The sequence below is a fragment of the Yinghuangia sp. ASG 101 genome (assembly GCF_021165735.1).
Classification (GTDB): Bacteria; Actinomycetota; Actinomycetes; order Streptomycetales; family Streptomycetaceae; genus Yinghuangia.
In genome coordinates this window covers 1,847,881-1,862,363 of record NZ_CP088911.1, presented here as the reverse complement: position 1 = coordinate 1,862,363, position 14,483 = coordinate 1,847,881, and the positions used below count along the sequence as shown (strand labels likewise).

General features: G+C 72.6%; 13 protein-coding genes. 6 read left to right on the top strand and 7 right to left on the bottom strand.

Annotated elements, in window-relative coordinates; all coding sequences use genetic code 11:
• Positions 1 to 68 precede the first annotated feature (68 nt).
• Positions 69 to 1,004, bottom strand: coding sequence for a M56 family metallopeptidase (locus LO772_RS07595; RefSeq protein WP_231777613.1), 936 nt, complete (start codon positions 1,002 to 1,004; stop codon positions 69 to 71).
• A 341-nt stretch (positions 1,005 to 1,345) separates the two neighbouring features.
• Here LO772_RS07595 and LO772_RS07590 point away from each other — a divergent pair, with 341 nt between their 5' ends.
• Entirely contained in the window at positions 1,346 to 1,744 is a 399-nt protein-coding gene (locus tag LO772_RS07590) for a BlaI/MecI/CopY family transcriptional regulator (protein WP_231777612.1), read from the top strand.
• Positions 1,745 to 2,395: 651 nt separating this feature from the next.
• Complete coding sequence (locus LO772_RS07585; RefSeq protein ID WP_231777611.1) at positions 2,396 to 2,803, top strand: MmpS family transport accessory protein; 408 nt, start codon at positions 2,396 to 2,398, stop codon at positions 2,801 to 2,803.
• Positions 2,804 to 3,199: 396 nt separating this feature from the next.
• Here the strand turns inward: LO772_RS07585 and LO772_RS07580 are convergent, their stop codons facing one another.
• The gene (locus tag LO772_RS07580; protein ID WP_231777610.1) at positions 3,200 to 5,014 is read right to left on the bottom strand and encodes an alkyl/aryl-sulfatase; all 1,815 of its coding nucleotides are present in this window, start codon (positions 5,012 to 5,014) and stop codon (positions 3,200 to 3,202) included.
• A 169-nt stretch (positions 5,015 to 5,183) separates the two neighbouring features.
• On the opposite strand from LO772_RS07580, the gene LO772_RS07575 reads away from it, so the two are divergent.
• Together LO772_RS07575 and LO772_RS07570 are read left to right on the top strand one after the other, a co-directional pair.
• Positions 5,184 to 6,305 (top strand): NAD-dependent epimerase/dehydratase family protein, encoded by a 1,122-nt coding sequence (locus LO772_RS07575; RefSeq protein WP_231777609.1) that lies wholly within the window; start codon positions 5,184 to 5,186, stop codon positions 6,303 to 6,305.
• A 10-nt stretch (positions 6,306 to 6,315) separates the two neighbouring features.
• Positions 6,316 to 7,098 (top strand): AAA family ATPase, encoded by a 783-nt coding sequence (locus LO772_RS07570; protein WP_231777608.1) that lies wholly within the window; start codon positions 6,316 to 6,318, stop codon positions 7,096 to 7,098.
• On the opposite strand, the gene LO772_RS07565 is transcribed toward LO772_RS07570, so the two are convergent.
• The 5 genes from LO772_RS07565 to cynS form a co-directional block, all read right to left on the bottom strand.
• On the bottom strand, positions 7,049 to 7,792 hold the full coding sequence (locus LO772_RS07565; RefSeq protein ID WP_231777607.1) for a potassium-transporting ATPase subunit C: 744 nt from the start codon (positions 7,790 to 7,792) through the stop codon (positions 7,049 to 7,051). The two genes, LO772_RS07570 and LO772_RS07565, sit on opposite strands and share 50 nt — an antisense overlap.
• Positions 7,793 to 7,796: 4 nt before the next feature.
• Positions 7,797 to 9,920, bottom strand: coding sequence for a potassium-transporting ATPase subunit KdpB (kdpB, locus tag LO772_RS07560; protein WP_231777606.1), 2,124 nt, complete (start codon positions 9,918 to 9,920; stop codon positions 7,797 to 7,799).
• 96 nt (positions 9,921 to 10,016) lie between these two features.
• Complete coding sequence (gene kdpA, locus LO772_RS07555) at positions 10,017 to 11,681, bottom strand: potassium-transporting ATPase subunit KdpA (protein WP_231777605.1); 1,665 nt, start codon at positions 11,679 to 11,681, stop codon at positions 10,017 to 10,019.
• Entirely contained in the window at positions 11,678 to 11,770 is a 93-nt protein-coding gene (gene kdpF / locus LO772_RS07550) for a K(+)-transporting ATPase subunit F (RefSeq protein ID WP_231777604.1), read from the bottom strand. Before kdpF ends, kdpA begins: the two co-directional genes overlap by 4 nt.
• Positions 11,771 to 12,171: 401 nt before the next feature.
• The gene (gene cynS, locus LO772_RS07545) at positions 12,172 to 12,609 is read right to left on the bottom strand and encodes a cyanase (protein ID WP_443089440.1); all 438 of its coding nucleotides are present in this window, start codon (positions 12,607 to 12,609) and stop codon (positions 12,172 to 12,174) included.
• 313 nt (positions 12,610 to 12,922) lie between these two features.
• On the opposite strand from cynS, the gene LO772_RS07540 reads away from it, so the two are divergent.
• Positions 12,923 to 13,780 carry a formate/nitrite transporter family protein gene (locus LO772_RS07540; RefSeq protein ID WP_231777603.1) on the top strand — a complete coding sequence of 286 codons (858 nt, stop codon included), beginning with the start codon at positions 12,923 to 12,925 and terminating at the stop codon, positions 13,778 to 13,780.
• A gap of 187 nt (positions 13,781 to 13,967) precedes the next feature.
• Positions 13,968 to 14,423, top strand: coding sequence for a hypothetical protein (locus LO772_RS07535; protein ID WP_231777602.1), 456 nt, complete (start codon positions 13,968 to 13,970; stop codon positions 14,421 to 14,423).
• The last annotated feature ends 60 nt before the right edge of the window (positions 14,424 to 14,483 follow it).

Here is a 14,483-nt window from a genome sequence, read left to right as displayed (position 1 = left end):
GGCGACGTCGTCGGCGGGCCGGACGGTGCGTGGACGGTTCCCGGGGAGTCCTCGCGCGCGGGTCGCGGTCATCGGGACCCCACCGCGGCGCCGTGGAGGAGCTGGCAGAAGTCGAGCAGCGCCTCACCCGTCCACGCCGCCGAGGAGACGGCGGCCAGCGCGGGGAGCAGGCCGACCCACTTGGTGAGGCCCGGGCCGCCGGGCACGAGAAGCGCGGCCACGCGCGAAGGGATGGCCCCGGGGCGCTTGCGGCTCCGGGCGAAGGACGTCGCCACCGGGACGGCGGGGCCGGGCGCGTGCACCGATGCCAGCGCGGCCGTTCCGATGGCCCGGGCCACGGTCCTGCGGTCCCCGACGGCGACGGCCGCGGCCTCGTCGGCGGCGCGCTCGATCAGGTAGCCCACGCGGCGGGCGACCCACCGCAGGGCCGGGTGTGCCGCGCCGGCCGACTCGGCGAGCATGATCAGCCGCGGGTGTCCGGCGTCGAGATGGGCGCGTTCGTGCGCCAGAAGGGCCGCGTACTGCTCGGGGGTCAGGGCCTCCCGCATGGCGGTCGTGACCACGATCCGTCCCGGCCTGCCGGGAACGGCGTACGCGTCGACGGCGTCGCTCTCGACCACGACGACCTGCCGGTCGGCGGGGAGATGGGCGAACTCCTCGGCGATGCGGTGGCCTCGGCGGTGCCGCCGCCGGACGCGCGCCACGGCCGCGACCGACCAGACCAGCCACGCGGCGGAGACCCACGAGACCCACGGCACGTGCGCGGTGTCCTCGGCGACGACGCGGTGGGACCACCCGAAGCGTTCGGCGACCGCCGGGATTTCGGCCACCGCCTTGACCGCGAACAGACCGAGGTTGACCAGACTCGCGCACGCGGCCACCACGGCCGACCACGCGAGGACCGCCGCACCGACCGACGGCGAGAGGCGGCGCGCCAAAGGCAATGTGAGGACGACGACCAGGACGGGGACGACGGCCACCGACCAGGCGAAGTGATCGAACATCAGGGCGTCAACTCCCGTATGCCGCCGATGCCGATGCCGACGCCGACGCCGTGGCGGACGCGGCCCGCGCGGCGGACGCCCCGGCTCCACGGCGGCATCGGCCGCCCGCGGAGACCGCGCGGGCCGCGGCGCGGCGTCGACGCAGGCCCGCGGAGACCAGGGGTGCAGCCGCGCGGTCCCGACGTCGGAACGGGGGATGCGGGCACGCCGGGTCGCGACCGTCCCGCCGCTCCCGCGCGCGCCGCCGACGAGCCCGGACACGTACCGGAGTTCGCCCCACGACGCGAGAAACCCCGATGCCCCCGCGAACCGGCGGCCTCGCGCATGGCTAGGGTTGTCGTGTGACTCGGAACGCGCGCCAGGAGCCGGAACCCGCCGTCCCGCGCAGGCGTTCCGGCCAGCTTGAGGGCCAGGTCATCACCGTGCTCGTGGAGGCGGGGCAGCCGCTCACGCCCGGCGAGGTGCTGGAGAAACTCGGCGCGTCGTCGGGGCTGTCGTACAGCACCGTGGTGACGATCCTCACCCGGCTGCACACCAAGGGCGCGGTCACGAGGCGGCGCGACGGACGCCCCTACCGCTACGGCGCCGTCTCCGACGCCGCCACGCTCAGCGCCTCGCGCATGAGCCGCCTGCTCGCCGAGGAGCCCGACCGCGCGTCGGTGCTGCGGCGGTTCGTCAACGCGCTCGACCCCGAGGACGAGCGGACGCTGCGCGCCTTGCTGCGTGAAACGGACGCGTAGCCGTCCCGCACCGATCGCCGGCTCCGCGGCGCGGCGCCTCCGGCACCGGCCCGACACCGTCCGCGGCGTGGTCCCCGGGCGGCGGGGAACCCGCGAAGTCCCCGCGTGGGGCTGGGCGAACATCGGACTCCTCGCACGGGCGGCGGCTACGGCGTTAGGCAAGCCTATGCTGACTTCTACGCCGCGTAGAAGGTCGGGGTGCCCGACGCGGCGTCGGAGCCCGCGCAGCCGCGCCGCGCGGCGCGCTCGCGAGGCGGCCGACCGGACGGTCCGGGCGCCCGCCGACGCGTGCCGCCGCCCGGTGATCGTCCGGACGACGGTGCGCCCCAAGCCTTGTGCCGCCACCGGTCCGGGGCCGTCGTCCCCTCCCCGCGTCGCCGCACTCCACGCCGACCCCGTCCGCGTCCCGAAGGCAGCACGCGGCGCCGGGGGGCGGGCCGATCGTCCGCCCGGCGTGGCGTCCTCGCGCTCAGCGGCAAGCGCGGTTCCGCGCGGAGTCGTCGGCGCTAAACTCTGCGGGCCTTCGGCCGGTCAGGGGCCGAACGTCTGCGGGATCGCCGGTCGGGTTTCGGACCACCCCGGGCTCCGTTGCCACGTCGCCGTGCGTCCGCAGCATCCATCGCGCAGCACGAAGAAGCACGGGGAACCGCATTGCGTACCTTTACCGCCGCCGCCGCACTGCTCGTGGCCACGACACTGGTCACCGGTTGTTCGGACGACGGGGATGCCAAGTCGTCGAAGCACACCGTGCTCTACGAAGTGGTCGGCACCGGGCCCGTCGACGTGACCTACAGCGTCGACGACCCCAATTCGGAAGGGGAGGAAGCCAAGGACGCCCAACTGCCTTGGTCCCACACGATCGAGGTGACGACGCCGGACACTCGGATGCACATGCTGATGTACGCCTCGGCCAGTGTGTCGCCGGACGACACCATCACCTGTCGGCTCAGCGTGGACGGCAAGGTGGTGAGCGAACAGACCGGCAAGCGCGGCGAGTCGGCCCGCATCGACGCGTGTGTCGCGGACTTCTCCGAGCCGGACTTCATCGACCGGTCGTAGGCCGCACGGCCGCCGGGGCGGTGCCTCGCCCGCGACGCGACAGTGCCAGGTCGCCGCGCCGCCCCGGGACGGCCGCCTCGCTCGCGGCGCGACCCCCGGAGCCCGAACCACCGCCGGGTACCGGGGCGTTCCTCGAACCGGGTCCGGTATCGCGGTGACCCGCACAACGCATCCGGTCGGCTCGTGTCGGGGTGGCGGCGAAGGTGTGCGGCGGGTCGCCGTCGGGCCGACGGGGGATCGTCGGGGTGAGGTCGGGCCGCGCGCGTCGCGACGGTGCCCGGCCCGGAGGCGCCGGCGGTGGTGTGGTCGTGGGATGTCGCGCGGCCGGTCACCGATTCGCGGTGATCGGCCCGGCACAACGGCTTGGACCGGACGCGGCCCGCGGGCGGGACGCGTTCAGGGAGTGACGACGGCGAAGCTCGGGTCCGGGTCGTCCAGGACGCCCAGGAGTCGTGCCAGGGCGCCCGTGTCGCCGTCCGTCGTGATGCCGTCCGTGGTGCCGTCGGTGAACAGCGCGAACAACTGCGGTTTCGTCAGGGTGAGGGTGGCGTCGGCGCCCCCGGCCGTGTGGTCGACGCGGGGGCGGTGGATCAGCGCGCCGTGCGAGAGCGTCGTGCGGTAGCGGTCGCCCGTGTCGGCGAAGTCCCAGTCGATGGTCAGCGAAATGTCCCACGCCCTGGGGCCGTTGACACGGATCGCGAGTGAGTCGAAGACCTGCTCGCGGGACAGTCCCGCGACCATGCCCCGGGAGATCGCGAACGGCGTGGGGGTGATCCCGTCGCGCAACTCCTTGGCCCCGGTGAGGAAGAAGTTCCGCCACGGTCCGCATTCCGCGCCGAAGCCCAGCCGTTCGAAGACGTCCGCGAGCGCGGCTTTCGCTGCCGGGTGGTCCGGGTCGGCGAAAACCGCGTGGCCGAGCAGGGTGGCCGCGAACCGCAGGTCGCCGTCGGCCGCGTACCGGCCCGCGAGTGCGACGACGGCGTCGACGCCGCCCATGCAGGCGGTGTACCGGACGGCCTCCTCGCGCGGAGGGTGCTGCCACAGGTGCGCCGGGTTGCCGTCGAACCAGCCCATGTACCGCTGGTAGATCGCCTTGACGTTGTGGGACACCGAGCCGTAGTAGCCGCGGGTGTGCCACGTGGCCGCCAACGCGGGCGGCATGGCGAACCGCTCGGCGATCTCCGGGCCGGTCAGACCCCGGTTGAGCAGGCGCAGGGTCTGGTCGTGCAGGTACGCGTACAGGTCCCGCTGTTCCTCCAGGAACCGCACCACGTCGTCGCGGCCCCAGGTCGGCCAGTGGTGCGAGGCGAACGCGACGTCGGTGTCGTCGGCGAACATCTCGACCGCTTCGGCGATGTAGCGCGACCACACCCGTGCGTCGCGTACCACCGCGCCGCGCAGCGTCAGGACGTTGTGCAGGTTGTGGGTGGCGTTCTCGGCGAGACAGAGCGCCCGCAGGTCGGGGAAGTGGAAGTTCATCTCCGCCGGCGCCTCGGTGCCCGGGGTGAGCTGGAAGACGATCCGCACCCCGTCGACGACCTCCCGCTGGCCCGTGTGGGTGATGTCGCGGGTCGGCGGAATCAGGGCGGTGGTGCCCGAGGACGCGGACTGGCCCAGGCCCGTGCCGACCATGCCGGTCGGGCTCTTGTCGAGGGTGTTGCCGTACATGTAGGCGCCGCGCCGGGCCATCGCGGTCCCCGCGTACACGTTCTCCGCGACCGCGTGCTCGACGAACCCGGCCGGTGCCAGGATCGCGATGCCGTCGGGGTTGCCCTCGGGGATGACGCCCGTCGCCCCGCCGAAATGGTCGACGTGCGAGTGCGTGTAGATCATCCCGGTCACCGGGCGGTCGCCGCGGTGCGCCCGGTACAGACCGAGCGCCGCCGCCGCGGTCTCCGCCGAGATCAGCGGGTCGATCACGACGACTCCCCGGTCGCCCTCGACCAGGGTCATGTTCGACAGGTCCAGGCCGCGGACCTGGTAGAGCCCCTCGGCCACCTCGTACAGGCCCTGCTTCGCGCACAACCGCGACTGCCGCCACAGCGACGGATTCACCGTCTCCGGGCAGGCCCCGGCCAGGAACGCGAACACGTCGTTGTCCCACACCACCCGCCCGTCGGCGGCGGTGACCACCCCGGGCTCCAGCGAGGCGATCCAGCCCCGGTCGGCGTTGTCGAAATCGGCCCGGTCATCGAACGGCAGATCAACCATGCGCCCGGAGATCCCCGCGTGCCCCGGAGCACAAACAACACGGCCCGTCCCGCCGATCGCCCACCGGCCCTCGGTCGGTGCGGCGGACCGCGCGGCCGACGCTTACGAAAGCCTGACGAAGTGCCGATCGCCCTGGGGGTGCGCCGCCCGCGCGCATAGCGTCCCGGCCATGAGAATCCTTGTCACCGGAGGCGCCGGGTTCATCGGATCGCATGTCGTGTCCGCCCTCACCGAGGCCGGTCACGAGGTGCGCGTCCTGGACGCGCTCCTGCCGGCCGTGCACCGGGCGGCACCCGAGGTGCCGGAGCACGTCGACTTCCACCGCGGCGACGTCCGCGACCGCGACACCGTGGCCGCCGCGCTGCGCGGCGTCGACGCGGTCAGCCACCAGGCGGCGATGGTCGGTCTCGGCCTCGACCTCGACGACGCCCCGCGGTATGTCGGCTGCAACGACCTGGGCACCGCCGTCCTGCTGGCCGAAATGGCCCGCGCCGGGGTGCGGCGCCTCGTCCTGGCGGGCTCGATGGTCGTGTACGGCGAGGGCCGCTACGCATGCGGGAGCCACGGCCGCGTCGTGCCCGGCCCCCGTCCCGCCGCCGATCTCGAAGCCGGCCGCTTCGAACCGCGGTGCCCGCGCTGCGGCGCCGAGCTGACCCCGGGCCAGGTCTCGGAGGAGGCCGCTCCCGACCCGCGCAACGTCTACGCCGCCACCAAGCTCGCCCAGGAGCACCTGGCCTCGGCCTGGGCCAGGACCGTCGACGGAACCGCGACGTCGCTGCGCTCCCCTGGGCGGTGTTCGGGTCGCCGCGTTCGTCGTGATCCGCGTCGTGCCGGCGCGCGCTTCGCCCTGCTGGGCCTGGTCATGCCGCGGGCGGCGACGCCGTACGCGGCCGTCGCGGTGCTCCTCGCCGCGGCCGTGCCGGTGACGCGCCGCTCCGATCCGGACCGCCCGTGGTCGGCCGCCCTCACCATGACCGGCGTCCTGCTCCTCGTCCTGACCCCCAACTACCCGTGGTACGCACTGCTGTTGGTGGCCCTGGCCGCCCTTGACGGCCGGGTGGAATGGCTCGCGGTCGCGCCGGCCGGATACGCGGTCTATCTCACCTGGACCCTGGGCCTGTCCGAGGCGCAGGTCCGCGTTGTCCACGAAAGCGCTTACGGCGCCGCGCTGTTGGTCGTCGTGGTCGCGGCGGTGTTCCGGCAACTACATGGCTGTAGAATCCCGCGGGGCCGGGAGAGCGGCATGGTCCGGGCCGCGCGCGGCATACGCACTGGTTCTGGTTCCGGGTGAGGGAGTGGATGTGCGGGACGGCGTCGGGCATGTGTGCGCAACGGCCCTGCGTCCCCTCGGAGTTCACGACTTACGCGGCGGGCCGGCGCCCGAGGCCCTGTGCTACGGCGCGACGGACGTGCTGGTGGTCGCGGGGCTGCCCGGTGCGGGCAAGAGCACGCTCATGGCGCGGTGTGAGCGGGTGACGCTCGTCGACTCGCGCGACACCCGCATGCGCCGGCAGGCGACGCTCCCGCCCTGGTTGCCGTACCGCGCGGTCCGCCCCGCGGTGCGCTGCGCGCATCTTCGGCGCCTGCGGGCCGTGGTCCGCGGCGGCGGGCCGGTGGTGATCCATGACTTCGGCGCCGTGCCGCTGGTGCGTTCGTGGGTGCTGCGCGACGTGCGGCGGCAGGGCAGGCGGGCCCACGTGCTCGTCGTCGACGCCGACCCCGCGACGGCGTGGGCGGCGCAGGTCGCCCGGGGAAGGTGCGTGCCTCCGGCGCGGTTCGCCCGGCACCAGGCCAACGCCCGGCGCCTGGTGGACGGACTGCGGGACGGCGCCGCACCCGGCTGGACGTCCGCGACGCTCCTCGACCGTGCCACGGCCCGCGGCCTCGGGCGGATCACCTTCGGCGACCGGCAACCGGTCTGTGCCTGCGACGCGTTCGGGCCGGACGCGGTGCCGACCGCCGCCGAATCGGGAGGCCCCGAAGGCGTGTTGCCCCCGGGGCCGCGCCGCGCGAGCGGCAGATCCGGCGCCGGGCCTACGCCTTGGCCTGCCGGGTCAGGGCGATGTTCAGCTCCAGGACGTTGACGCGCTCGTCGCCGAGAAAGCCCATCACGCGGCCCTCCACGTGGTCCGCGACCAGGCTCCGCACGGCCGCGGGGTCGAGGCCGCGGGCGCCCGCGACGCGGTTCACCTGGATGAGGGCGTAGGCCTCGGAGATGTGCGGGTCCAGACCCGAACCGGAGGCGGTGACCGCGTCGGCGGGGACGCGGTCCTCGGGGACGCCGTTGAACGCGGCGACGGCGGCCTTGCGGTCCTTGACGAGCCCGATGAACTCGGGGTTCTCCGGGCCGAAGTTGGACGCGCCGGAGGCGAGTGGGTCGTACGCCCCGGCCGACGGCCGCGGCTGGAACCACGCGGGGTCGGGGCGCGTCGCGACGCCGTCCGCCTGCTCGTCGGGCAGCGGCGTGCCGCCGTCCAGGTAGGTGTAGGCGGTCGTGCCGTCGCCGGCCTCGCGGGCGACGACCTCGCGGCCCTGGGCGTCGAACAGGCGGGGGACGCCGTCGTCGCCGAGGAGATCGAAGTTCTGGCCGATGAGGCTGGAGCCGACCTCCCGGCCGTCGACCTCGACCCTGGACCCGTTCGCCCGGTCCCCGAAGGCGGCCTGGGCGAGCCCGGTCATGGTCAGCGGGTACGCGACGCCGAGGATGACGGTGAGGACCAGCAGGGCGCGGAGCCCGGCCAGGAACACGCGGATGCGGGTGCTTGTCGGGGAGGCCATGTGATCAACCGATTCCGGGGATGAGCGAGACGACCATGTCGATGAGCTTGATGCCGACGAACGGCGCGACGAGGCCGCCGAGTCCGTACACGGCCAGGTTGCGCGACAGCATCCGGTCGGCGGTCATGGGCCGGTAGCGCACGCCGCGCAGCGCGAGCGGGATCAGCGCGACGATGACCAGCGCGTTGAAGACGACCGCGGACAGGATCGCGGACTCGGGCGTCGCGAGCTGCATGATGTTGAGCCTGTCGAGCGGGTGCAGCGCCGCCGGGCCGTTGGCGACGGCGAACATCGCCGGGATGATCGCGAAGTACTTCGCGACGTCGTTGGCGATCGAGAACGTCGTCAGCGCGCCGCGCGTGATCAGGAGTTGCTTGCCGATCGCGACGATCTCGATGAGCTTGGTCGGGTCCGAGTCGAGGTCGACCATGTTGCCGGCCTCTTTCGCGGCGGACGTCCCGGTGTTCATCGCCACCCCGACGTCGGCCCGCGCGAGCGCGGGCGCGTCGTTGGTGCCGTCGCCGGTCATCGCGACGAGCTTGCCGCCGGCCTGCTCGCGTTTGATGAGCGCCATCTTGTCCTCGGGGGTGGCCTCGGCGAGGAAGTCGTCCACTCCGGCCTCGTCCGCGATCGCCTGGGCGGTCAGCGGGTTGTCGCCGGTGACCATGACGGTCCTGATGCCCATGCGGCGCAGTTCGGCGAAGCGTTCGCGCATGCCCTCCTTGACGACGTCCTTGAGGTGGATCACGCCGAGGACGCGGGCACCCCGGGCGTCCTCGACGGCGACCAGCAGGGGGGTGCCGCCCGCCGCGGCGATGGCGTCGACGGCCTCGCGCGACCGCGGCGGCACCGAGCCGCCGCGGTCGGCCACCCACGCGGTGACGGCGGCCGACGCGCCTTTGCGGACGCGGCGGACCGTGCCGTTCTCGGTGATGTCGACGCCGGACATGCGGGTCTGCGCGGTGAACGGGATCCAGTCGGCGTCCCCGAGTTCGCCCTCGTGGCGTTCGCGCAGGCCGTACGCGGATCGCGCGAGCACGACGATCGAGCGGCCTTCGGGAGTCTCGTCCGCGAGCGAGGAGAGCCGCGCCGCGTCGGCGAGTTCGTCGCGCGTGACGCCGTCGAGGGGAAGGAACGCGGCGGCCTGCCGGTTGCCCAGCGTGATGGTGCCGGTCTTGTCGAGCAGCAGGGTGCTGACGTCACCCGCGGCCTCGACCGCGCGGCCCGACATCGCCAGCACGTTGCGCTGTACGAGGCGGTCCATGCCGGCGATGCCGATCGCCGACAGCAGAGCGCCGATGGTCGTCGGGATGAGGCAGACGAGCAGCGCGACGAGGACCACGACCGACTGTTCCGCACCGGAGTAGATCGCCAGGGGCTGCAGCGTCACCACGGCGAACAGGAAGACGATCGTCAGCGCGGCGAGCAGGATGTTGAGGGCGATCTCGTTGGGCGTCTTCTGCCGGGCCGCCCCCTCGACCAGGGCGATCATGCGGTCGATGAACGTCTCGCCGGGTTTCGCGGTGATCCGGACGACGATGCGGTCGGACAGCACCCGGGTGCCGCCGGTGACCGCGGACCGGTCGCCGCCGGACTCGCGGATGACCGGCGCGGACTCGCCGGTGACCGCCGACTCGTCGACGCTCGCGACGCCTTCGACGACGTCGCCGTCGCCGGGGATGACGTCGCCCGCCTCGCACACCACCAGGTCGCCGACCCGCAGGCCGGTGCCGGGCACTTGCTCCTCGCGCCCGTCCACGAGGCGTCTCGCGACGGTGTCGGTCCTCGCCCTGCGCAGCGTGTCGGCCTGCGCCCTGCCGCGTCCCTCCGCGACGGCCTCGGCGAGGTTCGCGAAGAGCACGGTCAGCCACAGCCACACCGCGGTGACCCAGGCGAACACCCCGGGGTCCTTGACGGCCATGCAGGTGGTGAGGACGGAGCCGATCTCGACGACGAACATGACGGGCGTACGCGCCATCACCCTCGGATCGAGCTTGCGGACGGCGTCCGGCAGCGACTTCACGAGCCGGCGCGGCTCGAACAGGCCCGCGGCCACACGTCCCGCACCCGGCGGGCGCGCGGGGGCCGACGCGGATTCGGACGCGGGTATTCGGGTTGCGGTGGGCATGTCAGCACCTCTCCGGGAGCGGGCCGAGCGTCGGGCCGACGGGCGTGCGGGTGGTCCGGGCGCCGGCGGACGCCCGGGGCGGGGGCACACGGCCGGTCATGCCAGTCCCTCCGCGAGCGGGCCGAGGGCCAGCGACGGGAAGAAGGTCAGGCCGGTGACGATGACGATCACGCCGACGAGCGTCCCGGCGAAGAGCGGCCGGTGGGTCTTGAGCGTCCCCGCGCTTTCGGGTACCCGCCGCTGTTCGGCCAGGCGGCCCGCGAGGGCCAGGACGAGGGCGATGGTGAAGAACCGGCCGATCAGCATCGCGAAGCCGATCGTGGTGTTGTAGTACTCGGTGTTCGCCGACAGGCCCGCGAACGCGGAGCCGTTGTTGTTGGCTCCGGAGGTGTACGCGTACAACACCTCGGTCAGCCCGTGCGGCGAATCGGCGTTGAGGATCGACGCCCGTTCGCCGGGCAGGGCCAGCGCGATGCCGGTCATCGTCAGGATCGTCGCCGGGACGACCAGGATGGAGAGGGCGACCAGCTTCATCTCGCCGGCGCCGATCTTCTTGCCGAGGTATTCCGGCGTGCGGCCGACCATGAGCCCCGCGACGAACACCGCCAGGACCGCCATGATCAGCATCCCGTACAGCCCGGACCCGACACCGCCGGGCGAGACCTCGCCGAGCATCATCCCGAGCAGCGTGATGCCGCCGCCGAGACCGGTGTACGACGAGTGGAACGAGTTGACGGCACCCGTGGAGGTCATGGTCGTGGACGTCGCGAACAACGACGAACCGGGGATGCCGAACCGCTGCTCCTTGCCCTCGGTCGCGCCGCCGGCGAGTTCCGGGGCAGTGCCGCCGTGGTGCATCTCGGCCCACGTCATGAGGACGACGGCGACGAACCACAGCGCGAACATCGCGCCGAGGATCGCGTAGCCCTGTTTGACCGAGCCGACCATCGTGCCGAACGTGCGCGGCATCGAGAACGGGATCACCAGGATCAGGAAGATCTCGAACAGGTTCGTGAACGCGTTGGGGTTCTCGAACGGGTGCGCCGAATTCGCGTTGTAGAACCCGCCGCCGTTCGTGCCGAGTTCCTTGATGACCTCCTGCGACGCCACCGGACCGCCGGTGATCGTCTGCGTACCGCCGTTGAGCGTGGTGACCGTGTGCGGGTAGGCCAGGTTCTGGATCGTCCCGGACGCCACCAGCACGATCGTGCCGACGACCGCGATCGGCAGCAGGATGCGCAGTGACCCGCGGACCAGGTCCACCCAGAAGTTGCCGATCTCGCCGGACCGGACCCGGACGAACCCCCGGACCAGCGCCACCGCGACGGCCATGCCGACCGCGGCGGACACGAAGTTCTGCACCGTGAGCCCGGCCATCTGGACCGTGTGGCCCACGGCGCTCTCGCCCGAGTACGACTGCCAGTTGGTGTTCGCGGTGAACGACGCCGCGGTGTTGAACGCCTGGTCGGGCTTCATCGGCGCGAAACCGAGGCTCCACGGCAGGTGGTTCTGCAGCCGCAGCAGCGCGTAGAGGCCCAGCAGCGAGAACATCGAGAACGCCAGCACGCTGCGCAGGTAGATGCCCCAGCGCTGGCCGGAGTCCGGGTCCGCGCCCACCGCCCGGTAGATCCACCGCTCGACGCGCAGGTGCCGGTCGGACGTGTAGACCCCGGCCATGTAGTCGCCGAACGGGCGGTGCACGGCGGCGAGGACCGCGATGAGCAGGATGGCCTGGAGTATGCCCGCGACCCCGGCGCTCACCGGAACCTCTCCGGGAAGATGAGGGCCGGCACGAGGTAGCTCAGCAGGGCGACGGCGGTGACGAGACCGATCACGCTGTCCGCGCTCACAGCTTCGCCACCCCCTTGGCGAAGGCCACGACAAGCGCGAAGAACGCGATCGTCACCAGGACGAAAACCACGTCGGACACCGCGGTCACCTCAGACGGGATGGGGAGGGAAGGGATGATGCGCGCCATTGCTACCAGCCATGGCGGCGTACAAATCCCTCAAAAGCCCCACATCGCGAAGTCCTAGCGCCCCCTTGACACCCCGGCGGGCGATCTTGACGGCTCCTTGACGGGCCCTCTCCGCGGGTCAGCCGACGGCGCGGGCGTCACGGCCGGCGCCGCGGGCCGCGCTGCCGCCCACCGCCTGGCGTGCCCCGCCTGCCGTGCGGCAGGCGAAGCGCCCGGCGGCTCCGCGACCGGCGTCCGGTCGCGACCGCCTCGCGTGGGCGGCGGACACGGCGGCTACCACTTGTAGTCGAGGAACTTCCCGTCGAAGGTGACGACGACACGGTCGCCGTCGGGGTCCGGGCGGCGCTTGATGTCGACGGTGAAGTTGATCGCGCTCATGATGCCGTCGCCGAACTCCTCGTGGATCAGTTCCTTGAGGGCGGGCCCGTAGACGGACAGGGCCTCGGCGAAGCGGTACACCGTGGGGTCGGCCATGGCCTCCGGCGTGGACCCCCGGTACGGCCGGAGGCGGAGGCTTTCCGCGACGGCGTCGTCCAGTCCGAGGAACGCGCAGGCCTTCTCGGCCTGTTCGGCGGTCAGGGGGTGCTGCCCGAGCAGCGCCGCGGTGGTCCAGACGACGGGTGCGCCGATCGCCTCGGCGATGTCCGCCCACGTGTGGCCGCCGCGTACCCGCGCGGCGATCACCAGTTCCGCCGCGTCCGTCTTCCGCATGATCGGGGTCACACCGTGCTCCTCGTGCCGGGGGGGTTGTCCCGGCAGCCTGCCTCGTCGCGGCGCGGCGGGCCAGCGGGCACCGGTGATCGTCTCGACCTTTTACACCCGCGAAACACGCGTACCGTGCCGCTCACGCGACGCCCCCGCGCGGGTGAGACCGACGTGACCCGATCTTCGCGGCGCCGTCATCGCCGGGAAAACACCGGCCCACACGATCGTCGCGTCGCTCCGGGTTCGGCAGGCCCAAGGGGCTGACACAGCCCCCGGGTTGCCTCAGCGTCCCCCGTCCCGTCCGCAAAGGAGCAACGCCATGTCCTATGTGAGTCCGCCGGAACTCGCCAAGAAGATGATCGACGCCGGCGAGTCGAAGGTCTTCATGTCCACCCGGGACACGTTGATCCGGGCTTTCATGGCCGGTGCCATCCTCGCGCTGGCCGCCGCGTTCGCGGTCACCGTCACCGTGCAGACCGGTCAGGCGATCGTCGGAGCCCTGCTGTTCCCGGTGGGCTTCTGCATGCTGTACCTCTTGGGATTCGACCTGCTGACCGGCGTGTTCACCCTCGTCCCGCTGGCCTTGATCGACAAGCGGCCGGGCGTCAAACCCAAGTCGGTGCTGCGCAACTGGGGACTGGTGTTCGTCGGCAACTTCGCCGGGGCGCTCACCGTCGCCCTCATGATGGCCGTCACCTTCACGTACGCCTTCAGCGTCGACCCCAACGAGGTCGGCCGACAGATCGGCCACATCGGCGAGGGCCGCACCATCGGGTACGCCGACCACGGCGCCGCGGGCATGCTGACGCTGTTCATCCGCGGCGTGCTGTGCAACTGGATGGTGTCCACCGGTGTCGTCGCGGCGCTGCTGTCGACGTCGGTCTCGGGCAAGGTGATCGCCATGTGGATGCCGATCCTGGTCTTCTTCTACATGGGCTTCGAGCACTCCGTGGTGAACATGTTCCTGTTCCCGTCCGGACTGATGCTCGGCGGCGACTTCTCCGTCTGGGACTACCTGGCGTGGAACGAAATCCCCACCGTGCTCGGCAACCTCGTCGGCGGCCTGGCCTTCGTGGGCCTGACGATGTACGCCACCCACGCCCGCACCGGCCCGAGCCGCGCGGTGACCCCGGAACCCGCCGCTCCGGCCGAGTCCGACCCCATGGTCAAGGTCTGACACCCACCGTCCGGGCCGCGCGCCCCGAGCGGGGAGCACACGCGGTCGCAGGGGAGACGAGGGCAGCCCTCGTCCCGGATGACAGCCGCTCGCCCCGCGGGAACTCCCGCGTTCGGCGGAGTCGCGCGCGACGGTTGGTCCGGATTCGCTACGGTGGGGGCAACGAGCAGCGGGGGAGGCGACCGGGATGGATCCCGCAGTTGTGGCGCTGGCGTCGTCGGGGGCGACGACGTTGGTCGGGGCGATGGCCACCGACGCGTGGACGCAGGCCAGGGACCGCTTCGCCGCGTGGTTCGGGCGCGGGTCCGCGGGGCAGGCGGAGGCCGTGGCACGGGAGTTGGAAGCGGATCGCGCGGCCATGGTCGCGGCCGACGACGACGGCGATACGACTCTCGCGGCCGACATCGCGGCCGAGTGGCGCGGACGCCTCCGACGGCTCCTGGCGGCGGACCCCGCCGTGGCGCGCGAACTGGAGGACCTTATCGCGGAGTTCGCGCCCGGCACGGTGAACGAAGCGGTGCACAACACCGTTTCGGGCGGCAGCCAGCAAGTCGTCCTGCAAGGACGAGATGTCCGCGGCAATACCGTCAACTCCGTCCACAACGCCGCGCCTTCGCCGTCGGCCCGCCCCCACACCGGCTGACGGCACGGCACGATACGGCGGGGGCAGGCCTGTTCGGGACACAGCGGTCACGGGGAGCGG